Annotated in this window: 20 protein-coding genes; 15 read left to right on the forward strand and 5 right to left on the reverse strand. The window is 72.7% G+C overall.

The window, feature by feature from the left end:
* Window positions 1-2 precede the first annotated feature (2 nt).
* Window positions 3-1,955 (forward strand): vWA domain-containing protein, encoded by a 1,953-nt coding sequence (locus tag ACWD6N_RS01500; protein ID WP_354962821.1) that lies wholly within the window; start codon window positions 3-5, stop codon window positions 1,953-1,955.
* Window positions 1,956-1,983: 28 nt separating this feature from the next.
* The gene (locus ACWD6N_RS01505; protein WP_354962822.1) at window positions 1,984-2,445 is read left to right on the forward strand and encodes a hypothetical protein; all 462 of its coding nucleotides are present in this window, start codon (window positions 1,984-1,986) and stop codon (window positions 2,443-2,445) included.
* A gap of 24 nt (window positions 2,446-2,469) precedes the next feature.
* Here ACWD6N_RS01505 and ACWD6N_RS01510 read toward each other — a convergent pair whose 3' ends face one another.
* Entirely contained in the window at window positions 2,470-3,477 is a 1,008-nt protein-coding gene (locus ACWD6N_RS01510; protein ID WP_387323493.1) for a GlxA family transcriptional regulator, read from the reverse strand.
* 53 nt (window positions 3,478-3,530) lie between these two features.
* On the opposite strand from ACWD6N_RS01510, the gene ACWD6N_RS01515 reads away from it, so the two are divergent.
* A complete protein-coding gene (locus ACWD6N_RS01515) occupies window positions 3,531-4,835 on the forward strand; it encodes an MFS transporter (RefSeq protein WP_354962824.1) in 1,305 nt (434 codons plus the stop codon).
* A gap of 38 nt (window positions 4,836-4,873) precedes the next feature.
* Here the strand turns inward: ACWD6N_RS01515 and ACWD6N_RS01520 are convergent, their stop codons facing one another.
* Both ACWD6N_RS01520 and ACWD6N_RS01525 read right to left on the reverse strand, forming a co-directional pair.
* Window positions 4,874-5,158 carry a DUF427 domain-containing protein gene (locus tag ACWD6N_RS01520; RefSeq protein WP_354962825.1) on the reverse strand — a complete coding sequence of 95 codons (285 nt, stop codon included), beginning with the start codon at window positions 5,156-5,158 and terminating at the stop codon, window positions 4,874-4,876.
* Between the two features lie 49 nt (window positions 5,159-5,207).
* Window positions 5,208-5,678: an aminoacyl-tRNA deacylase gene (locus ACWD6N_RS01525; protein WP_450004359.1), complete on the reverse strand. Its 471-nt coding sequence runs from the start codon at window positions 5,676-5,678 to the stop codon at window positions 5,208-5,210.
* Window positions 5,679-5,771: 93 nt separating this feature from the next.
* Between ACWD6N_RS01525 and ACWD6N_RS01530 the strand changes: the two genes are divergently transcribed.
* The 9 genes from ACWD6N_RS01530 to ACWD6N_RS01570 all read left to right on the forward strand — a co-directional run bounded on the left by ACWD6N_RS01530 (window position 5,772) and on the right by ACWD6N_RS01570 (window position 16,322).
* Window positions 5,772-7,169, forward strand: a complete 1,398-nt coding sequence (locus ACWD6N_RS01530; RefSeq protein WP_354962827.1) for an FAD-binding oxidoreductase — start codon at window positions 5,772-5,774, stop codon at window positions 7,167-7,169.
* Window positions 7,166-8,509 carry a class I SAM-dependent methyltransferase gene (locus ACWD6N_RS01535; protein ID WP_354962828.1) on the forward strand — a complete coding sequence of 448 codons (1,344 nt, stop codon included), beginning with the start codon at window positions 7,166-7,168 and terminating at the stop codon, window positions 8,507-8,509. The genes ACWD6N_RS01530 and ACWD6N_RS01535 overlap by 4 nt, the downstream gene beginning before the upstream one ends.
* Window positions 8,510-8,600: 91 nt before the next feature.
* Window positions 8,601-9,158, forward strand: a complete 558-nt coding sequence (locus ACWD6N_RS01540) for a helix-turn-helix domain-containing protein (protein ID WP_354962829.1) — start codon at window positions 8,601-8,603, stop codon at window positions 9,156-9,158.
* Entirely contained in the window at window positions 9,151-10,029 is an 879-nt protein-coding gene (locus tag ACWD6N_RS01545; protein WP_449937757.1) for an SRPBCC domain-containing protein, read from the forward strand. The genes ACWD6N_RS01540 and ACWD6N_RS01545 overlap by 8 nt, the downstream gene beginning before the upstream one ends.
* Before the next feature lie 111 nt (window positions 10,030-10,140).
* Entirely contained in the window at window positions 10,141-10,374 is a 234-nt protein-coding gene (locus tag ACWD6N_RS01550) for a zinc-ribbon domain-containing protein (RefSeq protein ID WP_354962831.1), read from the forward strand.
* 636 nt (window positions 10,375-11,010) lie between these two features.
* Window positions 11,011-11,991, forward strand: a complete 981-nt coding sequence (locus ACWD6N_RS01555) for a CHRD domain-containing protein (RefSeq protein ID WP_450004360.1) — start codon at window positions 11,011-11,013, stop codon at window positions 11,989-11,991.
* 268 nt (window positions 11,992-12,259) lie between these two features.
* Window positions 12,260-14,611, forward strand: a complete 2,352-nt coding sequence (locus tag ACWD6N_RS01560) for a putative bifunctional diguanylate cyclase/phosphodiesterase (RefSeq protein ID WP_450004361.1) — start codon at window positions 12,260-12,262, stop codon at window positions 14,609-14,611.
* A 50-nt stretch (window positions 14,612-14,661) separates the two neighbouring features.
* Window positions 14,662-15,420, forward strand: coding sequence for a MerR family transcriptional regulator (locus ACWD6N_RS01565; RefSeq protein WP_450004362.1), 759 nt, complete (start codon window positions 14,662-14,664; stop codon window positions 15,418-15,420).
* Window positions 15,421-15,536: 116 nt separating this feature from the next.
* The gene (locus ACWD6N_RS01570; protein WP_387323511.1) at window positions 15,537-16,322 is read left to right on the forward strand and encodes a hypothetical protein; all 786 of its coding nucleotides are present in this window, start codon (window positions 15,537-15,539) and stop codon (window positions 16,320-16,322) included.
* 7 nt (window positions 16,323-16,329) lie between these two features.
* On the opposite strand, the gene ACWD6N_RS01575 is transcribed toward ACWD6N_RS01570, so the two are convergent.
* Together ACWD6N_RS01575 and ACWD6N_RS01580 are read right to left on the reverse strand one after the other, a co-directional pair.
* The gene (locus ACWD6N_RS01575) at window positions 16,330-17,709 is read right to left on the reverse strand and encodes a serine hydrolase (protein ID WP_450004363.1); all 1,380 of its coding nucleotides are present in this window, start codon (window positions 17,707-17,709) and stop codon (window positions 16,330-16,332) included.
* Window positions 17,710-17,778: 69 nt separating this feature from the next.
* On the reverse strand, window positions 17,779-19,329 hold the full coding sequence (locus ACWD6N_RS01580; protein ID WP_449938805.1) for a gluconokinase: 1,551 nt from the start codon (window positions 19,327-19,329) through the stop codon (window positions 17,779-17,781).
* 240 nt (window positions 19,330-19,569) lie between these two features.
* On the opposite strand from ACWD6N_RS01580, the gene ACWD6N_RS01585 reads away from it, so the two are divergent.
* The 3 genes from ACWD6N_RS01585 (at window position 19,570) to ACWD6N_RS01595 (ending at window position 22,567) form a co-directional block, all read left to right on the forward strand.
* Window positions 19,570-20,718, forward strand: coding sequence for a hypothetical protein (locus ACWD6N_RS01585; RefSeq protein ID WP_450004364.1), 1,149 nt, complete (start codon window positions 19,570-19,572; stop codon window positions 20,716-20,718).
* A 55-nt stretch (window positions 20,719-20,773) separates the two neighbouring features.
* Window positions 20,774-21,301: a WapI family immunity protein gene (locus ACWD6N_RS01590; protein WP_387323519.1), complete on the forward strand. Its 528-nt coding sequence runs from the start codon at window positions 20,774-20,776 to the stop codon at window positions 21,299-21,301.
* 129 nt (window positions 21,302-21,430) lie between these two features.
* A complete protein-coding gene (locus ACWD6N_RS01595) occupies window positions 21,431-22,567 on the forward strand; it encodes an epoxide hydrolase family protein (protein WP_387323522.1) in 1,137 nt (378 codons plus the stop codon).
* Window positions 22,568-22,648: the final 81 nt, after the last annotated feature.

The raw sequence follows: 22,648 nt of genomic DNA on the forward strand, positions 1-22,648 counted from the left end.
CCGTGGCCGGCAACCGGTTCCGGTACGGGCAGTGGCGCGGCGGCCCCGACCCGCTCGCGCCCCCGTACGACGTGCGCGAGGCGGTGGACGCGGTCGGCGCCGAGGTGCTGGCCGGCGGCAGCCTGCGGGAGGCACTGCGCGACCTGCTGCGCCGTGGTCCGCAGGGGCGTGGCGGGCTGGACGACCTGGCCGCCCGGGCCCGCCGGCTGCGCCGGGAGGCGCTGCGCCGGGGTGACCTGGACGGCGCGGTGACCCGGGCGCGGGCCCTGCTCGACCAGGCCCTCGCCGCCGAGCGGGACGAGCTGCGCGGCCGCGACGACGATGGCGCGCGGTTCGCCGAGTCGGTGCTGGACAACCTGCCCCGCTCCACGGCACGGGCGGTGGAGGAGCTGGCCGGCTACCAGTGGGCCAGCGCGGACGCCCGGCAGTCGTACCAGCAGATCCTCGACCAGCTTCGCGGCGACGTGCTCGGCCAGCGCTTCGCCGGCCTGCGCGACGCGGTGCGCGCCTCCGCCGACCCGGCCGTCCAGGCGCGGCTCGCCGAGATGATGAGCGACCTGAACGACCTGCTGGCCCGGCACGGCCGCGCGGAGGACACCACCGACGCGTTCGCCGAGTTCATGCGCCGGCACGGCGACTTCTTCCCGGAGCGGCCGGAGACCGTCGACGAGTTGATCGACGTGCTGGCCCGGCGCTCGGCGGCGGGCGAGCGGCTGATGAATTCGCTCTCCGACCGGCAGCGCGCCGAGCTGGCCGGGCTGATGCGGCAGTCGCTCGGCGACCAGCTTGCCGGGGAGCTGTCCGCGCTCGACGCCAACCTGCGGGCGCTGCGGCCGGACCTGCGGTGGGGGCGCGGCGAGCGGGTCCGGGGCGAGCAGCCGCTGGGCTACGCCGACGCGGCCGGCGCGTTGGGCGAGATCGGCGAGCTGGACGACCTGCTGGACCAGCTCGACCAGGAACACCCCGGCGCCACCCTGGACGACGTGGACGTCGACGCGGTGGCCCGGACGCTGGGCCGGAGCGCGGCCGACGATGTCCGCCGGCTGCGTGAGCTGGAGCGGGAACTACGCCGGCAGGGCTGGGTGAGCCGGGACGCGGACGGGCTCACGCTGAGCCCGAAGGCGCTGCGCCGGCTCGGCGGGACCGCGCTGCGGCGGGTCTTCGCCGACCTGACCGCTGGGCCGCGGGGCCAGCATGATCTGCGTTCGGCGGGTGCCGCCGGCGAGGTCAGCGGCGGGTCCCGACCCTGGCAGTACGGCGACGAGCAGCCGTTGGACGTGGTCCGCACGCTGACCCGGGCGGTGAGCCGGGCCGGGCCGAGCGTGCCGGTGCAGCTCGCGGTGGACGACTTCGAGGTGGTGGAGACCGAGAAGCGGGCCTCTGCGGCGGTGGTGCTCTGCGTCGACCTCTCGTACTCGATGATCTCCCAGGGGCGCTGGGGGCCGATGAAGCAGACCGCGCTGGCGCTGGCGCACCTGATGGAGACGCGCTTTCCGCAGGACGCCCTGCAGATCGTCGGCTTCGGCCGGGAGGCGATGACGCTCAGTCAGCAGGAGTTGGCCGCCGTGGAGCCGGACATGGAGCAGGGCACCAACCTCCAGCACGCGCTGCGGCTGGCCGGTCGGCACCTGCGTCGGCATCCGGACGCCGAGCCGGTGGTGCTGGTGGTCACCGATGGCGAGCCGACCGCCCACCTGGATCCGGACGACGGGGAAGCGCTGTTCCACTGGCCGCCGCTGCCGGAGACGATCGAGGCGACCGTCCGCGAGGTGGACCGGCTCAGCCGCTACGGCGCCACCCTCAACCTGTTCATGCTCGGCGACGACCCGGGCCTGCGCCGCTTCGTCGACGCGGTGGCCCGGCGCAGCCGAGGCCGGATGTTCACCCCGGACACCGACGACCTGGGCGAGTACGTGGTCAGCGACTACCTCCGCTCCCGCCAATCCCGCCGCTAACCCCCGCCCGGCGGGGTTGACTGGGGGTGTGGAGAGCGGGGGGCTGCGGCGGGCGTACGACGCGGTGTTCGCGGAGATCGACGGGGCCGGGTTCGGGCCGCCGCCGGAGGGGCAGCTCAGCGCCGAGCAGATCGTGGCGCACCTGGTGGCCAACGACGAGCTGATGATCCAGGCCACCGAGGCGTTGCTGGCCGGGTCGGCGTTCGCCTACTACGACCTGGACGACATGCACCGTCCGCAGCTCGACGCGCTGGTCGCCGAGCAGGGTGGCCTGCGTGGCCTGGCCGCGCTGCTGCACGGCACCAGTGACCGCCTGTGCGAGCTGGTCGACCAGCTCGGCCTGGCCGCGGAAACCCCGGTCGAGACCCACCTGCGGGAGGGCTTCGACCTCATCGTCGAGGACACGCTGCCCTGGTCGCGCACCCTCGACCTGCACACCCGCGTCCACCTCCCCAAACACCAGGCCCAACTCCACATGCTCCGCACCTGACCCCCGTGGGCGGGTGGTCGGGCGTCAGCTCCTGACGGGCTCGGCGCGGGGGTGGAAGGTGCGGCGGTAGGCGGAGGGGGCCACGCCGATGCGCTGGTGGAGTTGCTGGCGCAGGGCGGCGGTGGTGCCGAAGCCGCAGCGGTGGGCGATCTGGTCGACGGTGAGGTCGGTCGTCTCCAGCAGCAGTCGAGCGTGGTCGGTGCGCTGTTGGAGCAGCCACTGCGCGGGGCTCAGCCCGGTCTCCGAGCGGAAGCGCCGGGTGAAGGTGCGCACGCTCATCCGGGCCTGGTCGGCCAGGTCGCGCAGCGCGATCGGTTCGTGCAGCCGCTGCCGGGCCCACTCCCGGGCGCCGGCGGTGCTGGTGTCGGTGGCCTTCGGCACCGGCCGCTCGATGTACTGCGCCTGGCCGCCGTCGCGCCAGGGCGGCATCACGCAGCGGCGGGCCGCCCGGTTGGCCACCTCGCTGCCGTGGTCGAGGCGGATGACGTGCAGGCAGAGGTCGATGCCGGCGGCCACTCCGGCCGAGGTGAGCACCCGGTCGTCGGCGATGAACAGCACGCCCGGGTCCAGGTCCACCCGGTCGTGCAGCCGGCGGAACTGCTCCGCGTACGCCCAGTGGGTGGTGGCCCGACGCCCGTCGAGTAGCCCGGCGGCGGCCAGCACGAACGCCCCGGTGCAGATCGACATCACCCGAACGCCCCGCTCGTACGCCGAGCGCAGCGCCTCGGCCACCTCCGGCTCGACGGTGCCCGAGGTCAGCGCGCTGCCGTCGTGGATGCCCGCGACGATCACGGTGTCGGCGGTGTCGAGCAGTTCCAGCCCGTGGTCCGGGACCACCTGGAAGCCGGCGGTGCTGCGGACGGGCTGGCCGCCCGGAGTGCATATCCGCACGTCGTAGAAGGACGTCCCGTCGGCGGCCCGGGCAGTGCTGAACACCTGGGACGGGGTGCCGAGGTCCAGGCCGACGACCTGGTCGAGGGCGAGTACGGCGATCCGGTGCGGGCGTACGGTCATGGCCCGATTATTGCGCATGATGGCTTTCCGGCCACTCGTCGGTGCCGGCGGCGCCGCCCAGACTGGTCCGCGTGAGAAAGAACCGCCGCCTGCATCCCGCCTGGCTGGTCGCCGCCGTCGCCTTCGTGGCGCTGGTCGGCGCGGCCGGCTTCCGCGCCACTCCCTCGGTGCTGCTGCACCCGCTGCACGAGGAGTTCGGCTGGCCGCTGGCCACCATCTCCGCGGCCGTCTCGGTCAACCTGCTGCTCTACGGGCTCACCGCGCCGTTCGCCGCCGCGCTGATGGACCGGTTCGGCATCCGCCGGGTGGTCTCGGTGGCGCTGCTGCTGGTCGCCGCGGGCAGCGGGCTGACGGTCTTCATGACCGCCTCCTGGCAGCTGCTGCTCTGCTGGGGCGTGCTGGTCGGGCTGGGCACCGGCTCGATGGCGCTGGCCTTCGTGGCCACCGTCACCGGGCGCTGGTTCGTCCGCCGACGGGGCCTGGTCACCGGGGTGTTGACCGCGGGCGGGGCGGCCGGGCAGCTGGTCTTCCTGCCGCTGATCGCGGTTCTGGTGCGCGACCACGGCTGGCGTACGGCGGCACTCGTCGTGGCCGGAGCCGCGCTGGCGGTCGTACCCCTGGTGGTGTGGCTGCTGCGCGAGCACCCGGCGGATCTCGACCTGCCCGCCTACGGCGCGACCGAGGTCGTCGCGGCGCCACCCGCGACCGGCGGCGCGGCGACCCGGGCGCTGGGCGCGCTCGCCACCGCGGCCCGGACCCGGCCGTTCTGGCTGCTGGCCGGCGGGTTCGCGATCTGCGGCGCGACCACCAACGGCCTCGTCGGTACGCACTTCGTGCCGGCCGCGCACGACCACGGCATGCCCGAGACCACCGCCGCCGGGCTGCTCGCCCTGGTCGGGCTCTTCGACATCGTCGGCACGATCGCCTCCGGCTGGCTGACCGACCGGGTGGACAGCCGACTGCTGCTCGGCGCCTACTACGCGCTGCGCGGGGCGTCCCTGCTGCTGCTGCCGACCCTGTTCGCCGGCACCGCCAAGCCCAGCATGCTGGTGTTCATCATCTTCTACGGCCTGGACTGGGTGGCCACCGTGCCGCCGACCGTGGCGCTGTGCCGGGAGTACTTCGGCACCGCCGGGGCGGTCGTGTTCGGCTGGGTGTTCGCCGCCCACCAGCTCGGCGCGGCGGTCGCGGCGACCGGCGCGGGGCTGGTCCGGGACCAGCTCGGCGACTACGCCATGGCCTGGTACGTGGCCGGCGGACTGTCGATCGGCGCGGCCGGGCTGTCGCTGCTGCTGCGCCGGCGGCCGGGTAAGCCGGTGGCCGAAGCCGTGCTGGTCGCCGCGACCGCGCCCCGGGCCTGGAGCTTCCGGGGCTGAGGCGCCACCCACCTCGGCGGGCCGATGCCAGCCCGACGTCAGTCGACGACCCGGACGTCCTTCCAGAACGCCACCCGGTCACGCACCATCTCGGCGTCGGGCTTCGGCTCCGGGTAGTACCAGACCGCGTCCTCGCTGGTGCTGCCCTCGTGCTCGAGGGTGTAGTAGGAGGCGGTGCCCTTCCACGGGCAGACGGTGTGCGTCGCGGACTCGCGGATCAGGTCGTCGCGCAGGGCGGAGCGGGGGAAGTAGTGGTTGCCCTCCACCAGCACGGTGTCGTCGCTCTCGGCGACGACCAGGTCGTTCCACACAGCTTTCGGCATACGACCCAGACTAGGCCGTGGCACCGACGGCGGCAGCGGTCGCGGCGGCTCAGCGGGTCGGCTGTGGATCGGTGACGTCGGCCACGGTGGCCGCGAGCGCGGCGATCGCGGTGTCGGCGTCGACCGCGACGGCGAGGCCGCGCTCGCCGGCGCCGAGGGTGATCTCCCGGCCGTGCAGCCGCTCGTCCGCGATCACCGGCCAGGCGGTGCTCGCGCCGAACGGGGTGATGGTGCCGCGCTCGTAGCCGGTGGCGGCGAGCGCGCCCGCCGCGTCCGGCATGGAGAGCCGGTGCACCCCGAGCAGGGTGCGCAACTTGGGCCAGGAGATGACCCGGTCGCCGGGCGTGAGCACGAACAGGTGGTCGTCCGCGCCGCGGCGGACCACGATCGTCTTGACCACGTCCGGGACGGCCACGCCCTGGACGGCGGCGGCCTCCGCCAGGCTGCCGACCGCGCCGTGCGAGATCAGACGGTAGGGCAGGCCGGCGGAGTCCAGGGCGGTGATCGCGGGCGACGGCATGCCCGCCACGGTAACCGTCGGGCCTGGCACCGGACGGGAAATGGCCACCGTCGGCATCCCACGGTTTCCGGGGTACGGGCGTAAGGTGATCACATGCGCGCTGAGCGTGTGGATCACTCCTTTGACCATGATCAAGCGGTGGACACGCTGCGGCGGTCGTACGCCGCGGTGCCCACGGGCGAGCCTGTCCGGCTCGCCAAACGCACCTCCAACCTGTTCCGCCCCCGGTCCGCTCCCCGGACCCCGGGCCTCGACGTGAGCGGCCTCGGCCGGGTGCTGTCGGTCGACCCGACCGGGCGCACCGCCGACGTGCAGGGCATGTGCACGTACGAGGACCTGGTCGACGCGACGCTGCCGCACGGGCTGATGCCCCTGGTGGTGCCGCAGCTACGCACCATCACCCTGGGTGGGGCGGTCACCGGCCTCGGGATCGAGTCGACCTCCTTCCGCAACGGCCTGCCACACGAGTCGGTACGGGAGCTGGACGTGCTCACCGGCTCCGGCGAGATCATCACCGCCCGGCCGGAGGGCGAACACGCGGACCTGTTCACCGCGTTCCCCAACTCCCTGGGCAGCCTCGGCTACGCCACCCGGCTCCGCATCGAGCTGCAACCGATCGGCCGGTACGTGGCGTTGCGCAACATCCGGTTCACCCGGCTGGAGGCGCTCACCGACGCGATCGCCGAGGTGACCGCGACCCGGTCCTGGGCCGGCGAACCGGTCGACGCGATGGACGGGGTGATGTTCAGCCCCGGCGAGGCGTACCTGGTGCTGGCCACGTTCACCGACGCGGCCGAGCCGCCCAGCGACTACACCGGCCAGGCGATCTACTACCGGTCGCTGCGCCAACGCACCCGTGACGTGCTCACCGCGTACGACTATCTGTGGCGCTGGGACACCGACTGGTTCTGGTGCTCGGCGGCGTTCGGCGCCCAGCACCCGGTGATGCGGCGGCTCTGGCCGGCGCGCTACCGGCGCAGCGACGTCTACCACCGACTGGTCCGGCTCGAGCACCGGCACCAGGTGGCCGCCCGGATCGACCGGCTGCGCGGCCAGCCGGCCCGGGAGCGGGTGGTGCAGGACGTGGAGATCCCGCTCGAACGTACCGCCGACTTCCTGCGCTGGTTCGCCGGCGCGGTGGGGATGAACCCGGTGTGGCTCTGTCCGTTGCGGTTGCGCGAGCCGGCGGGTCCCGGTTCGGCGCGGTCGTGGCCGCTGTATCCCCTCCGGCCGGGGCAGGACTACGTCAACATTGGGTTCTGGGGGAGCGTGCCGATCGCGTCCGGCGCCGCCGACGGCGACGTCAACCGCACGATCGAACGCAGGGTGTCGGAGTCGGGCGGGCACAAGTCGCTCTACTCCGACGCGTACTACGACCGGGACGCCTTCGATCGCCTCTACGGCGGCGACACGTGGCGCGCGGTGAAGGACCGCTACGACCCGGACCACCGGCTGACGGGACTGTACGAAAAGGCGGTAGCACGAGCATGAGCCTGACCGACCGAGATCAGGGGGCGGCGAGCGTCCCCGCCACCCCGCCGGCGGGGGGCCGGCATACGGGTCCGACCGTGGCGGATGTCGTCCGCGCGGTCACCGCGGGGCCGCTGCCGGTGCGGATCACCGGGTACGACGGCAGCGCCGTCGGCCCGACCGATGCCGGCATCACCCTGTCGATCCGTACCGAGCGGGGGTTGTCGTACCTGCTCACGGCCCCCGGCGACCTGGGCATGGCCCGGGCCTACGTCAGTGGTGACCTGGCGTTGCAGGGGGTGCATCCGGGCGACCCGTACGAGGCGCTGCGGGTGCTCAAGGACGAGCTGCGGCTGCGCCCACCGTCGCTGGCCGATGGGCTGACGCTGGTCCGGGGGCTGGGCTGGGAGCGGCTGCTGCCGCCGCCGGCCCCGCCGCAGGAGGCGCAACCGCGCTGGAAGCGGGTGATGAACGGGCTGCGGCACTCGCGGGTGCGCGACAGCACGGCGATCTCGCACCACTACGACGTCTCCAACGCCTTCTACGAGAAGGTGCTCGGCCCGTCGATGACGTACACCTGCGCGGTGTTCCGGTCTCCGGAGGACACGCTGGAGCAGGCCCAGGCGGCGAAGTACGACCTGGTCGCCGGCAAGCTGGCGCTCAAGAAGGGGATGCGGCTTTTGGATGTGGGCTGCGGCTGGGGCGGCATGGTGCGGCACGCCGCGCGCGAGTACGGCGTCAAGGCGCTCGGGGTGACCCTGTCGAAGGCGCAGGCCCAGTGGGCGCAGGCCGCGATCGAGCGGGAGGGGTTGACCGAGCTGGCCGAGGTGCGGCACCTGGACTACCGGGACGCGCCCGCGGAGCAGTTCGACGCCATCTCCTCGATCGGGTTGACCGAGCACATCGGGGTGCGCAACTACCCGGCCTATTTCGGGGCTCTGCGCGACCGGCTGCGGCAGGGCGGCCGGCTGCTCAACCACTGCATCACGCGGGCGGACAATCGCGCGCCGCACCGCTCCGGCGCGTTCATCGACCGGTACGTCTTCCCCGACGGGGAGCTGGCCGGCCCGGGTCGGCTGATCAGCGAGGTGCACGACGCCGGACTGGAGGTGCACCACGACGAGAACCTGCGCCAGCACTACGCGCTGACGCTGGCCGCCTGGTGCCGCAACCTGGTCGAGCACTGGGACTTCTGCGTCTCGGAGGTGGGTGCGGGCACCGCCCGGGTGTGGGGGCTGTACATGGCCGGGTCGCGGATGGCGTTCGAGCGCAACGGCATCCAGCTGCACCAGGTGCTGGCCACCCACAACGGCCCGGAGGGCCGGAGCAGCTATCCGCTGCGGCCCGACTGGCTGCCCTGACCGTCGCCGCCTGAAGCCGCGCCGAAAAGTCGGCGCGGCTTCTCGCGAAGCGATTGACAAACAAGTTTTGTACGTACAAACTGATTTTGCCATGAGAGACGTCCTGTACCTGGAGCAGATCGAGCAGGCCGAGGTCCTGCTCAAGCCGCAGCGCGTCGAGGTGCTGCGGCAACTGGCCGAACCGCGCACCTGCACCGAGGTCGCGGCCCGACTCGACCAGACGCCGCAGCGCGTCTACTACCACGTCAAGCAGCTCGTCGCGGCCGGCCTGGTCGAGCTGGTCAACGAGCGCAAGGTCCGCGGCATCACCGAGGGCATCTACCAGGCCGTCGCCCGCTCCTACTGGCTCTCGCCCCGGCTGGTCGGCCGGATCGGGCTGCGCCGGGCCCGTGACGAGCTGAGCCTGGGCTACCTGCTGGACCTGATGGAAGAGGTCCAGGCCGACGTCGCCGCCCTGGACCGGGCGGCGCCCGAGCTGCCCTCGATCGGGGTCTCCGGCGAGATCCGGGTGCCGGCCGAGCAACGCCAGCAGTTCCTGCACGACCTGCAAACCGCACTTCAGGACCTGTTCACCCGCTACGGCGGCAGCGAAGGGGATGCCTTCAAGCTCGCCGTGGCCTGCTATCCGAAAGGGAACGACCATGAGTGAACCATTGAAGGTGCAGGCCCGCCTCTCGGCGCCCGTCGGACGCGTCCGCCAGGCCCTGACCGACCCGGCCGAGCTGCGCCTCTGGCTGGCCGAGCACGCCGAGGTCGAGCTGCCCGAGCGGTACGAGTTCTGGGGCCGGTACACCCCCGAGGGTGACGCCCCGCACCAGCGGCTGCTGCACGCCGACGACCACACGCTGCGCTTCACCTGGCTGCTGGACGGGGTGGAGACCACCACCGAGTTCCAGCTGACCGCCGAGGGCGCGGACAGCACCGTGCTGACGCTGACGCAGAGCCACTTCGACTTCGCTGAGGCGATGAGCGGCTCCAGCATCCGCGGTGTGTTCCAGACCTACTGGGCGCTGGCCGTCGCCAACCTGGCCGCCCACCTGGAGGGCCGGCCGCTGCTGCCGCGCACCGACTTCACGTCCGCCGACCTGCGCGGCGAGCTGGTCATCGCTGCCCCCGCCGACAAGGTGTGGCAGTCGCTGACCGACTCCGAGCAGGCCAGCGCCTGGTTCGGCTACCCGATCGGCATCGAGCCCTGGGTCGGCGGCCGGTACGCCATGGGCGGCTTCGACGCCGGGTACGCGGCCAAGGTGGTCGACCTGGAGCCGGGCCGGAAGATGTCCGTCGACTGGGGACCCACCGGCGTCACGACCTGGGAGCTGGCCGAGTCCGGTGGCCGGACCACGCTGACCTTCGTGCAGAGCGGCTTCGACGAGGGCAACCCCCCGTACGCGGCCTGGAGCGGGTCGGTGTCCGGCCTGGCGGAGCTGCGCCGCTTCCACGAGGTGCCGGACTGGCAGCCGATCTGGCTCGCCGCCGACGTGCCCGGCCTGGAGCCCCAGCCCACCGCAGCGGCCAGCTGACGCGGTAACCGCTCCCGCGAGCGCCGGCCCACCGCACCACGGGCCGGCGCTCGCCGCGCTTCCGGTGGCCGCACGGGTGATTTACCGGGCCGGATTGGGTACTGACGTGCGATGTTCTTCATCTTTGGTCTCCGTACCAAGGCCGACCGTTTGGGTGTCGCACAGCAGGTCTGCCGCAACTGCGGCAACCACGCCGCGCAGGTGATCACCCGCCGGTCGACCAGGTTCACCCTCTTCTTCATCCCCCTCATCCCGATCCGCACCCGGTACGCACAGCAGTGCACGTTCTGCGGGGCGCAGTACGAGATCTCCAGGTCCGACGCCGAGCGCCTACCGGTGGGCTGAACCGCCGATGGCCCGTTTCCTGTGTTGGCTGATCGGCCGTCAACCTCCGCCTGCCGGCGCTCCGGTCCACACCGTCCCGCGCGCGCCCTGCACGCCCGGGCGGCGGAAACGCCGCCGTGCCCGCCGCCCGCTGGCCGGCACCGCGCTGCCCCGCTCGCCCTGGAACCGCTCCGCCGGCCGCTGACCACCTCCGTCGCACACCCACCTCCACCGCCCATACCGGTGGCTGGCGGCTGATCGGCCGCCTGGATCGCGGCAACGACCTGTCTCAGTTGCTGGTAGTCGCCGCCGGCCGACCCGGGGCCCGGTCGGCCGGGAGGTCTCGAACCTCGCGGCGCACCACCGCAACGAAGCGCCTGACCGCTGGAATCAGCGGTCAGGCGCTTCGTCGTTGCCTTCCCTCGAATCACCCGTGCGGCCGAAGAGCGGACCATTCGGAGCAATCCCGATGAATCTCGCTGACAGTCGGATCAGGGAAGACAGCCTGAATTAGGGAAGACAGCTCCTGTATCGGGCAAACATGGAACAATTTCACCATAGGGCGCCAACCGCCCTCGCGTGCCTGCGCCCTTGACGGGTGGTCAAGTGCCCCTGCCGATACCGGGCCCAGGCCTCGTCTAGGAGGGAACAGCAGTGATGGTGGGACGTACTCGACTCTGGGCTTTGGCGGTAACGGCCAGCGCGGCGGTGGCCGCGACCACCGTGGGAACCGCGGCCATGGGCGACGGGCGAGCCGATTCGGGCGACAAGCGCGAATCGCACGACTCGTGGGACTGGAGTGGCTCGCGGGATGAGAAGGGGCGGGACAAGAAGGAGACCGTGCGGGCGAGACTCAGCGGCTACGAGGAGGACCCGCTCACGATCTCGACGCCCGGGAACGGGCGGTTCGAGGCGAAGATCGACGAGCGGAACAAAGAGATCACGTACCGGCTGAGCTACGACGACCTGAAGGACGTCCAGCAGGCGCACATCCACTTCGGTGGGCGGCACCAGAGCGGCGGCATCGCGGTCTTCCTGTGCTCGAACATCAAGGACGGGAAGGGTGGCCCGTCGAAGGGCGTCCAGGCCTGCCCCGAGGCTCCGGCCACGATCAAGGGGACGATCAAGCCGGATGACGTGGTCGGCCCGGCCGACCAGGGCATCGAACCCGGTGAGTTCGACGAAGTCGTCGACGCGATCGAGGCCGGTGTCACGTACGTCAACGTGCACACCAAGAAGTATCCGAACGGCGAGATCCGGGGCCAAATCAAGACCGACGAGGACCGGGAGAAGAAGGACGAGGACCGAAACTGGGACGCCAGCGACAGCCGGGCCTGGGACGAGAGCGGCTCTGACAAGGGCGACGAGTGGGGCTCTGACAAGGGTGACGAGTGGGGCTCCGACAAGAGCGACGAGTGGGGCTCCGACAAGGACGACGAGTGGGGCTCCGACAAGGACGACGACTGGAACTCGGACAAGGGTGAGGACCGGGAGTCGGACAAGGGCCACGACAAGGGCGACGACAAGGCCGACGACAAGGCCGACGACAAGGCCGACGACAAGGCCGACGACAAGGCCGACGACAAGGCCGACGACAAGGCCGACGAGAAGAGCGACGAGAAGAGCGACGAGAAGTGATCCATCGGCACTCGACCGACTGAACGCCCGACCCGCATGACGGGGGTCGGGCGTTCGGCCGTGCCGGGTCCCACTGCGGTGCCGTGCCCGCCGGGACCGGGAAGGCCGGGCTGCCGGGGCCGCAGTGTCGGGGACGCGACCGCCAGGGGTGCCCGGAACTCGCCGCTCGGCCCTGGCGAGGGCACGCGGGCGCTGGCTAGGCTCTCCAGGTTTGCCGGGGACCGGACCGTCCGTCGAGGTGCCCGCATGAGAGGGAGCCGGAGCGATCGTGCCGCCGCAGGACGTGAAGCAGGCCGACTCAGCGCGCGCCGCCCCGCCCCCCAGCGGCCCCGTGTCGGCCGGGGCACCGCCGGTCGGCCCTCTGTCGGACGGACCCAAACCGACGACCGTCGTACCAACCCCGGCCGGTCGCGCCGGCCTGCTCGCCGCGGCCGGTGTCGTGGTGCTGGAGGCGCTCTGGCTGGTTGCCGCGCTACCCGGCGCCGCGCTGGTCAGCGACCTGGGCGCGCTGCTGGTCGCCGGTTGGGCCACCGGCGCCTGCGCCGGGGCGGCTCGCCGGCACCCGGCTCCACTGCGCCGGTTCTGGACGCTGCTCGCGGCCACCATGGCGCTCGCCGCGCTCGGCCGGGCGATCTGGACGGCGCAACGGGTCGGCGGCGGGGACCTGCCGCACACCCCGCTGGTCGGGGCGGTCTTCACCGCCGGCATCCTCACCGGCACCGCCGCGCTGCTCTGCTCACCCTCCGCGCCCCGGACCGCCGTCGGGCGAGCCCGGGCGCTGCTGGACGGGGTGATCGTCGCGCTGGCCCTGGTGCCGATCGCCTGGGTGCTGGTGTTCCGTGACGTCGCCGCCGCCGAGCTGGCCGACCCGGCCCGCACGCTGGGACTGCTCTACCCGATGTTCGACCTGATGCAGCTCACCATCCTGGTCGCGGTCGCCGGCCCGGCCCGAACGCTGTGGCGGCCGATGAGCGTGCTCGCGGCCAGCCTCACCATGCGGGTGGTCGCCGATGCCGGGTACGTCTCGCTCGTCGCGCGCGGCGACTACGCCGCCGGTCATCTGATCGACCTGTGCTGGCCGCTGAGTTACCTGCTGATCGGCCTGGCCGCCGGGTACCCGCCGCCGCCGGACTGCGACGGCACCGACGAGACGGCCGAGTCGCCGCCGCCGTGGTGGCGGGTGGCGTTGCCGTACCTGCCGGTGGGTGGGGCGATCATCGCGGTGGCCCTGGCCCGCCGGCCCACCGGGCAGGCCCCGCAGCTGCTCTTCGTGACGATGATGGCGCTGGTCGCGGCCCTCGCGGTACGCCAGGGGCTGGCCGCCAACGAGAACCTGCGGCTGGTGGCCCGGCTGCGCCGGCTCGCGTACGGCGACCAGCTCACCGGTCTGCCCAACCGGCTGTTGTTCAACCGGCGGCTGCGCACAGCCCTGCGCGACGGCCGCCCGGTGGCCGTGCTGCTGCTTGACCTGGACGGGTTCAAGCAGGTCAACGACAGGTTCGGGCACGCCACCGGAGACACCCTGCTCACCGGGCTGGCGGCCCGGATGCGGACCGCGGTCAACGGTGACGGCACCATCGCCCGGCTCGGCGGCGACGAGTTCGCAGTGCTGGTCCACGGCGACCCACCGGTGCCGCCGGAGCAACTCGCCGAACGGCTGCTGGACGCCCTGCGACCCTCTGACGGAGACGAGGACGTCGGCGTGCATCCGTCGGCGAGCATCGGCATCGCCGAGTACGGCCCGCAGCACGCCTCCCACACCGACCTGCTGCGCGACGCCGACATCGCCATGTACGCGGCCAAGGCGGCCGGGAAGTCCGCGTACCGGACGTGCACCCCGGCGCTGCGCGAGTCGGCCGTGTCCCGGGCCGAGCTGATCGCCGACCTGCGCCGGGCCGTCGACGAGGAGCAGTTGCACCTGGAGTTCCAACCCATCGTCGACCTGGCCACCGGCGCGGTGCGCAGCGCCGAGGCCCTGGTGCGCTGGCGGCACCCCCGGCTCGGGACGCTGCCGCCGGCCCGTTTCCTGCCGCTGGCGGAGGAGACCGGGCTGATCCTGCCGATCGACCGCTGGGTCATCTACGAGGCGTGCCGGGCCGCGGCGACCTGGCGGGACCGGGCACCGGAGGCGACCATCGCGGTGAACATCTCCGCGGCGCACCTGCGTCGGCCGGACCTGATCGCCACGGTCACCGAGGCCACCGCCGACGCCGGTCTGGCGCCGCGCGCCCTGACCCTGGAGCTGACCGAGTCGGCGCTGATCGAGGGGACCGAGGCGGTGCTGGAGCGGCTGCGCCAGCTCCGGGAACTGGGCATCGGCATCGCCATCGACGACTTCGGCACCGGCTACTCGTCGCTGAGCTACCTGCACCGCATCTCGGCCACCGAGCTGAAGATCGACCGTTCGTTCGTGGCCCGGCTGGGGGCGGACGAGCGGGCGTACGCCACGGTGGAGATGGTCACCCGGCTGGCCGGCGCGTTCGACCTGGCGGTGGTCGCCGAGGGGGTGGAGACCGAGCGCCAGCACGCGGCGGTCACCGCGATCGGTTGCCCACGCGGTCAGGGCTATCTGTACGGGCGGCCGGGCGGCCCGGGCACGGTGGGTCAGAATCGGCCTTGACCCTGACGTAGCGGCAGGCGGGAGCCTGGTTCCCGGAAGGGAGGGGAACCATGGCGTACACGGTGGGTCAGGTCGCGAAGGTCGCCGGCGTGACGGTACGAGCGCTGCACCACTACGACGAGATCGGGCTGCTCTCGCCGAGCGGGCGAACCGCGGCCGGCTACCGCCGCTACGACGACGCGGACCTGGAACGGTTGCAGCTCGTCCTGTACTACCGGGAGCTGGGTTTCCCGCTTGAGGAGATCGCCGCCATCATCGACGACCCGGCGGCCGACCCGGCCGCGCACCTGCGCCGCCAGCACGAGCTGCTGACGGTACGGATCAAGCGGTTGCAGGAGATGGTCACGGCGATCGAGTTCGCGATGGAGGCGAGCAAGTTGAACATCCAACTCACTCCGGAGGAGCGGTTCGAGGTCTTCGGTGACTTCAACCCCGAGGAGCACGAGGCCGAGACCGAGCAGCGCTGGGGCGACACCGACGCGTACCGGGAGTCGAACCGGCGGGCGTCGCGCTACACCAAGGACGACTGGCTGCGGATCAAGGCGGAGAACGAGGACTGGGGCCGGCGGATCGTCGCGGTGCTGGCCTCGGGCGCCCCGGCGGACGGCCCCGAGGCGATGGAACTGGCCGAGGAGCACCGGCAGATCATCGGCCGCTGGTTCTACGAGTGCTCGTACGAGGTGCACACCGGGTTGGCCGACATGTACCTGGCCGACGAGCGGTTCACCCGGCACTACGAGGACATCGCCCCGGGGCTGGCGGCGTACCTGAACGAGGCGATCCACGCCAACGCGATCAGCCGCGCCTGATCGGGAGGCCGACCGGAAACAGGGGTCGGTGCGGTCCGGCTAGTCTGGCCGGACCGCACCGCGGTCAGCGTCGATCGGCCACCGGCCGGCGGGCGCGCCGCTCGGGGGAGATGACCGTGAACAAGCCGAAGCTGGTCGCCGCGGGCGCCGTTCTGGTCGTGGCGATCGCCGCCGGGGTGTGGGCCCTGGTCGCCGGGGGCGACGAGCCCGACGCGGGTCGCCCGGCGGCCGGCGCGTCACCCGCCCCGGCCGCGACCGACCCGGTCAGCGTGCTGGTCGCCGCGGCGACGAAGATCGACCAGCAGACCTACAAGCTGACCCTGGGCGCCGGCGGGGAGGCGGGCGGGGACGGCACGGTGGTGCTCTGGGACCCGAAGGCGCGGCGCGGCCTGGAGACCACCTCCCTCAAGGTGCCGACCGGCGAGGTGAAGATCGAGCGGCTGACCACCGGGCCGGACGTCTACGTGCGGGTTTCCGCCCCGGACCGCCGGGTCCCCGTCTGGGACGGCCGCACCTGGTGGCACGTCGGCGCCCCCGGCGCGCCCGCCGCCAAGCAGGGCCTGGACAACACCCGACTGGCCGGCACGTTGACCGCGCCGGCCCAGGTCCGGCAGACCGGAGTCCGGGAATACGCCGGCACGCTGGACCTGCGCGAGAGCGGCGCGGTGCTGGGCAGCGGGGTCGGGGCCGTGCTCGGCGACCGGGCCGCGGCAGTGCCGTTCACCGCCACCGTCGACGAGCAGGGGCGGCTGGTCCGCTACCGGATCGAGTTGGCCAGCGAGCAGTCGCAGACCGCGCAGCTGGACCTGACGTACTCGGACTTCGGTCTCCCGGTGACGGCGGAGCCGCCGGCGGCCGACCTGGTCGGCGAGGACCCGCCGGCGAACATCCCCGGCGCCTGAGCCCGGCTCACTCCTCATAGGCCCCGTCCGTCGGGGTGACCAGGTAGTCGTAGACGGTGCGGGCCATCCGGCGGACCGTCTCGTCGCCGGTGTCCATCGGCCCGGCGGTGAGGAACGCGACGGCGGTCTCCGAGCCGGGGATCAGGTAGTAGCCGACGTCGTGCGAGGCGTCCGGCAGGTCACCGGTCTTGTGCGCCACCGGCACCCCGGGCGGCAGCGCCGCCGGGATCTTGGTGTTGAGGGTCTGTTCCCGCATGAAGCCGATCATCAGGTCGCGGGAGGCGGGGGTGAGGATCTCGCCGTCCCAGACCGCGCCGAGCAACGACACCACGTCGTCGGGGCTGGTGTAGTTCTCCTCGCCGCGCTGGGCCGCCGCGCTGTCGAGCATTCGGCGGGCCAGGATGGTGGACCGCTGGTTCATCGAGTCGATCAGCGCGTTGACCGGGGCGAACCCGCCCAGGTAGGTGATCAGCACGTTCGCGGCGATGTTGTCGCTGTACTTGATCAGGTACTGGGCGAGCCGGTGCAGGGTGACCACCTGCGGGAACGTCTCGAACTGCAGCTGACCGGTGCCGCCGACCACGTCGGCCGGGGTGACCAGTACGCCGTCGTCGAGGGAGACCTGTCCACAGTCGACGCGGCGGAGCAGTTCGACCAGGATCCACAGTTTGATCACGCTGGCCGCCTTGGGGCGGAGCGAGCCGTTGACCGCGATCTGCTGATCGCCGTACTGGCCGGACAGGTCCCGGACGGTGACCCCGGCAGGGTTGAGGCTCGCGTCGGCGACCACCCGGGCGAGCTGCCCGCTGAGCGGGAACAGCCGGGCTCCCGCGACCGGATCGGTGGGCGGCTGTGGGCTGGTGACCACCACGCCGGTCAGCTCGGTCGGCGGGTGGTGGTGCCGGGTCACCGCAAGCGTGCCCTGACTCCGCCCGATCAGCGGCACCCGGTACCGGTAGCTCCTGCCCTCGACGGTGACCTCGCCACTGGCGACCCCGGCGTCGACGCGCATGTCCGGGTCGGCGACCCGGCCGGTGTCGCCGTCGCAGGCCCGGTACCGCACGGTGTGCCCGAGCGAGTCCACCGCGAACACCCCGCCGGGGAACGACAGCCAGGACACCTCGCTGGTCGGCGTCCGCTCCGGCGTCGGCTCCGCCCCGGGCTCGTCCCCCGGGTCGGCTCCGTCCGCTTGCCCGACCCCGTCCGCTTGCTCGGCCCCGTACCCCGGCTCGCCCTGGTGTTCCGGCCCCGCGCCGGGACCGTTCGCGGTGGCCGGCCCGGTCGTCGCGACCATGATCAGCGCGACCGCCGCGATCAGCCACTTCCGGGGTACGCGGGTGGGGGTGACCAGCTGAGAAGATGAGTGCTTCTTGTCGCTTTTTCTCACGTTTGCACGATATGGAGCGTGAGCGGCGGGTGGGGTCGTCGGGATCGGCGTCACCCGTCCGGGCGGTTGTCAGGTCGGTGGCGCCGTGGGGAAGCGCTCCGTGGGCAGGCTGGGCGCGAGCCGGCGCATGGAGAAGAACGTGGGCGCCAGCGCGTCGTACAGTTCGGCGAAGAGCGGCAGCAGCGCCGCGTACGTGGCGGCGGCGGCCGGGTCCGGGCGGACGGTCTCCTCGATCCGCGCCAGGTCGGTGGCCACGTCGATGCTGGGGATCAGGCCCAGCGCCTGCATGCCGAGCAGGGCCGCGCCGAAGCCCGACCCCTCGGGCCCGGCCGGGAAGCTCACCGGCAGGCCGAGCACGTCGGCGAGCATCTGCCGCCACAGGCCGCTGCGGGCGAAGCCACCGCCGGCCCGGATCTCGCGGACCTCGTTGCCGGCCGCGCGCACGGAGCTGAGCACCAGCGCGAGCTGCTGGCAGACCCCCTCGAGCGCGGCCCGTATCAGGTGCTCCCGGCGGTGCGCGTGGGTCAGCCCCACGTACGCGCCGCGCGGCAGCGCGCTCCAGTGCGGCGCCCGCTCGCTGTGCAGGTAGGGCAGCATGATGAGCCCGCCCGAGCCGACCGGCGCCCGGGCGGCCAGCGCCACAAGCTCCTTCTCGGAGCGCTCGCCCAGGTCCGGGGCGAGCGCCTCACCGGCCCAGCGGAGCACGATGCCGCCGTTGTTGATCGCGCCGCCGACGACCCAGCGGTCCTCGGTCAGCGCGTAGCAGAACACCCCGCCGAGCGGGTCCACGCCAGGCCGTTCGACCGTCGCCCGCATGGCGCCGCTGGTGCCGATCGTGCAGGCCACCATGCCGGGGCGCACCGCGCCGAGGCCCAGGTTCGCCAGCGGCCCGTCGCCGGCGCCGACCACCACCGGGGTGCGCTGCGGCAGGCCGGTCGCCGCCGCGGCCTGCGGGGTGAGCCCGGGCAGCACGGTGGTGGTGGAGACCAGTTGGGGCAGCTGGTCCTCGGTGATGCCGGCGATGGCCAGCGCCTCGCTGTCCCACTCCAGCCTGTGGATGTCCATCAGGCCGGTGGCTGAGGCGACGGAGTGGTCGGTGACCAGCGCGTCGCAGAGCCGCAGGAGCACCCAGTCCTTGATGCCGACCCAGTGGGCGACCCGTTCGAAGAGCTTCGGCTCCTGCTCGGCGAACCAGAGCAGCTTGGGCAGCGGCGACATCGGGTGCATCGGTGTCCCGGTCCGCCGGTGCAGGGCCAGGCCGGACGGCACCGCCCGCAGGCGCTCGGCCTGCCGGGTGGCTCGCGCGTCGGCCCAGGTCAACGACGGGGTGAGCGGGTTGCCGGCCGGGTCGAGCCCGATCAGGCTGTGCATCGCGGAGCCGAACGACAGCCCGACCGCCGGTTCGTCCAGCTCAGCCACCACCACGCGGATCGACTCCAGCACCGCGTCGAGGATGAGGTGCGGGTCCTGCTCGGCGTACCCGGGCTGCGGACCGTCGAGCGGGTAGCCGACCGACTGGCTGGCGAGCTGTCGCCCGCCGGTGTCGTACGCGACGGTCTTGGTGCTGGTGGTGCCGACGTCGACGCCGATCACCACCCCGGGCCGGATGCTCTGCGGCACGATCGTCACCCCCTCCGCACGGCGGTGTCGCGGCGTCGCCACCCGGCTGCGGCTGACGTTACCGAGACAGCGACCGGCGGCACGCCGGACCGCATGAACGTCGGTAGCACTATCGCCCTATCGTGCTGTTCGATCCGCCGATCGGCTACTTCGCCCCTTTCTGGCGTGTCCGGGTGGCGCGCCGCCGCTGTTAACACGTGTGACACCCCGGTTGGTGGCCTGCGCGGCGAAGGAGTCGGCGTGGCAAAGACTGATTCGACGGGTTCCACATGGCGGTACCGGTGGGCGCACCGGCAGAACGTTCGGCGGGTCAGCACGTTCCGCGGCGCGGAGGCGGCGTGGCGGCGACGCGACGACGAGTTGCGCCGGCTGCGCGCCCTGGCCGCTGACTTCCAGGGCTCCGCGGCGGCCGGCGCGGGCCTGCCGCTGGAGCTGGCGGGCGACGAGGTGGTGCTCTGGGCGCTGCCGGCCGTGCAACTGGTCGAGGTGCGGCACACCACGGTGCTGCCCGCGCCGGATCTCACGGTCGCCTCGCCGTCCGGGCCGCTGCGCCCGCGCCGCCCGGACGGCGTCCGGGTCACCGACGCCGGCATGGCGGTGATCACCAGCCGTCGGCTGGTGCTGCTCGGCGGTCGCGGCCGGCGCGACTGGGCGTACGGCAGGATGACCGGCCTGGCGCACGACCCGGCGGCGCCGGTCACCCTGATCCAGGTGCTGGACCGGCGGCGTACCTCCGGGCTGATGCTGCCCACCGACGCGGCGGCGGACTTCCGGTTCAAGCTCACGCTGGCGTTCGCCGACGCGATCGAGCAGCGCCCCACGGTGCTCGCCCAGCTCGACGAGTTGATCGCCGAGCACGCCCAGCTCAAGCCGTTCCGGCCGGCCGCGGCCACGCCCGCGCAGGCCCGGCTCTCCGCGCTGGTGCCCGGTGGGCGGCGGACCGTCGCGGTGGCCGCGGCCGTCGCGCTCCTGGTGCCGGCGGCGCTGATCGAGTCGGACCCGTCGGACCCGACCGGTGGTGCCGAGGTCGCGGTCGCTGCCACCCCCGCGCCCACCCCCAGCGTGGTCCCCGCGCTGGTCCGCCCGGCGGCCACGCCGCTGGCGCCCCGCGCATCGCCGAAGCCGGTGAAGGCGCCGCGCCCGTCGCCAACCGCGACGCGCGACCCGCGCTGCGGGGCGCCGGTGAACCCCCTGGGGTATGACTTCTGCGGCGGCACCCGCATCCGCCGGCCGGCCGCCGAGGTGTGTGACTGGTTCGACTGTGTGCCGCAGTTCTGGGCCGGCCGGGGCTACCTGGTGCAGTGCCGTGACGGCTCGGTCAGCCTGACCGGCGGCCGGTCGAACGCGTGTGCCGAGCACCGAGGCGTGCGGCGAACTGTGACGAAGTGACCGTTTAATACCGGTTTCGATACTACCGTCGTCTTCGGTCGGCCAGAATCATCGGGTGGAGATCCGGTCCGACGACGGCGCCCGGGTGCGGATCCGCCCGGTCGGCTACCAGCCCGGCATCGACCCGCCCGACGACACCGACCGGGCCGCGCCCGGTTGGCACGACTGGCTGCTCATCGAGGTCGACGCCCGCACCGCCGACGGTCAGACCTGGTCGCACCACTACCCGAGTCTGATGGTCGAGGAGGCCCGCGCGCTGAGCGGCTGGCTGCGCGGGCAGGCGAAGGCGGCCGCCGGGTCGAGCCCGGCACCGGCGATGGTCCGTTTCACCGAACCCAACCTGGCCCTGCGGAGCCGGGTGATCCGCCGCCGCCGGCTGGAGCTGATCGTGGAGTTCTCCGCCGAGTCACTGCCGCCGTGGATGCGCCGGCCGTCCACCGCGATCTACCCGTTGATCCTCACCGTCTCCGCCGACGTGCTGGCCGTCGCCGCCGAGCAGTGGACCGAGCACTGCGAGGCGTACCCGCCGCGCGCGCCGTCCCGATTCCCGGCCCGAAATCCGATGCCCGGCCCGCTCGGCTAGAGTGATCTTCGTCAGCCACGAGAGGAGGTGAGCCCGGTGATCACCAACCGTCATTCCTGGGCGCTCTTCTCGGCCATCCCCCTCAGCTGACCTTTCGCGTCGGGGAGCGCCCTCCTTATCGGAGGACCAATGACCTTCTCCCCGTTCCGTATCGACGTATCCGATGCGGTCCTCGACGACCTGCGGGCCCGGCTGGCCCGTACCCGCTTCACCGACCGCAGCGGCCACCAGCCGTGGCAGGGCGGCGCCGACCCCGACTACCTGCGGGACCTGGTGTCCTACTGGCGCGACGGGTTCGACTGGCGGGCCCGCGAAGCGGAGCTCAACGCGTACCCGCACCACCTGGCCGTCGTCGGCGGCCGGAACCTGCACTTCCTGCACGTCCGCGCGGCCCGTCCGGCCGGCGCGCCCGCGACACTGCCGCTGATCCTCAGCCACGGCTGGCCCAGCAGCTTCGTCGAGATGCTGCCGCTGGTCGACCGGCTCACCGACCCTGCCGGGCATGGTGGCGCCTTCGACGTGGTGGTGCCGTCGCTGCCCGGCTTCGGCTTCTCGGAAGTACCCGACGAGCCGGTGACCCGCGCGATGCTCGCTCGGACGCTGCACGAGTTGATGACCGACGTGCTCGGCTACGAGCGTTACGGCGCCTTCGGCGGCGACGTCGGCGGGGTCGTCACCGGCTGGCTCGGTGCCCTGTACCCGGAGCAGGTGGCCGGCATCCACATGATCCATCCACCGTTCCCGGCCAGCTTCGACGCCCGACCGCTGTCCGCGGCCGAGCAGGCCTACCTGGACGCCGAAGCCGCGTACGACGAGACCGACGGCGGCTACAGCGCCATCATGGGCACCCGGCCGGACACCCTCGCGGCGGCGCTGGTCGACTCCCCGGTCGGGCTGGCCGCCTGGCTCGTCGACAAGTACCGGGACTGGAGCGACAACCACGGTGACCTGGCGAACAGCTTCGACCGGGACACCCTGCTCACCATCATCACGCTCTACTGGGCCACCGGCACGATCGGCTCGTCGTTCCGGCAGTACGTCGACTTCGACCACAACACCCCGCGGCCCGACATCACCGTGCCCGCCGCGTTCACGGTGAGCACCGAACCCTCGCAGGCCAACATGCCCCGCTCCATCGCCGAGCGGGCCTGCACCGACATCCGGCACTGGAGCGAACCCGGACGGGGCGGGCACTTCATGCCGCTGGAGGAGCCGGACCTGCTCGCCGGTGAGCTGAGGCAGTTCTTCACCTCACTGCGTCCGTAGTGACAGGTGGCGGAGCCGGGTCGGTCGTCGGCCCGGCTCCGCTCTTGGTCTGTCACGCCCGCAAGCGTCGCCCCGTCAGGT

Source organism: Micromonospora sp. NPDC005163 (assembly GCF_053599835.1).

Coding starts and splice junctions, on each gene's coding strand:
- ACWD6N_RS01540 (WP_354962829.1), top strand. CDS start 8,601: ATGAGAGACGTCCTGTACCTGGAGCAGATCGAGCAGGCCGAGGTCCTG.
- ACWD6N_RS01545 (WP_449937757.1), top strand. CDS start 9,151: ATGAGTGAACCATTGAAGGTGCAGGCCCGCCTCTCGGCGCCCGTCGGA.
- ACWD6N_RS01520 (WP_354962825.1), bottom strand. CDS start 5,158: ATGCCGAAAGCTGTGTGGAACGACCTGGTCGTCGCCGAGAGCGACGAC.
- ACWD6N_RS01595 (WP_387323522.1), top strand. CDS start 21,431: ATGACCTTCTCCCCGTTCCGTATCGACGTATCCGATGCGGTCCTCGAC.
- ACWD6N_RS01555 (WP_450004360.1), top strand. CDS start 11,011: ATGGTGGGACGTACTCGACTCTGGGCTTTGGCGGTAACGGCCAGCGCG.
- ACWD6N_RS01535 (WP_354962828.1), top strand. CDS start 7,166: ATGAGCCTGACCGACCGAGATCAGGGGGCGGCGAGCGTCCCCGCCACC.
- ACWD6N_RS01530 (WP_354962827.1), top strand. CDS start 5,772: ATGCGCGCTGAGCGTGTGGATCACTCCTTTGACCATGATCAAGCGGTG.
- ACWD6N_RS01565 (WP_450004362.1), top strand. CDS start 14,662: ATGGCGTACACGGTGGGTCAGGTCGCGAAGGTCGCCGGCGTGACGGTA.
- ACWD6N_RS01525 (WP_450004359.1), bottom strand. CDS start 5,678: ATGCCGTCGCCCGCGATCACCGCCCTGGACTCCGCCGGCCTGCCCTAC.
- ACWD6N_RS01510 (WP_387323493.1), bottom strand. CDS start 3,477: ATGCGCAATAATCGGGCCATGACCGTACGCCCGCACCGGATCGCCGTA.
- ACWD6N_RS01550 (WP_354962831.1), top strand. CDS start 10,141: ATGTTCTTCATCTTTGGTCTCCGTACCAAGGCCGACCGTTTGGGTGTC.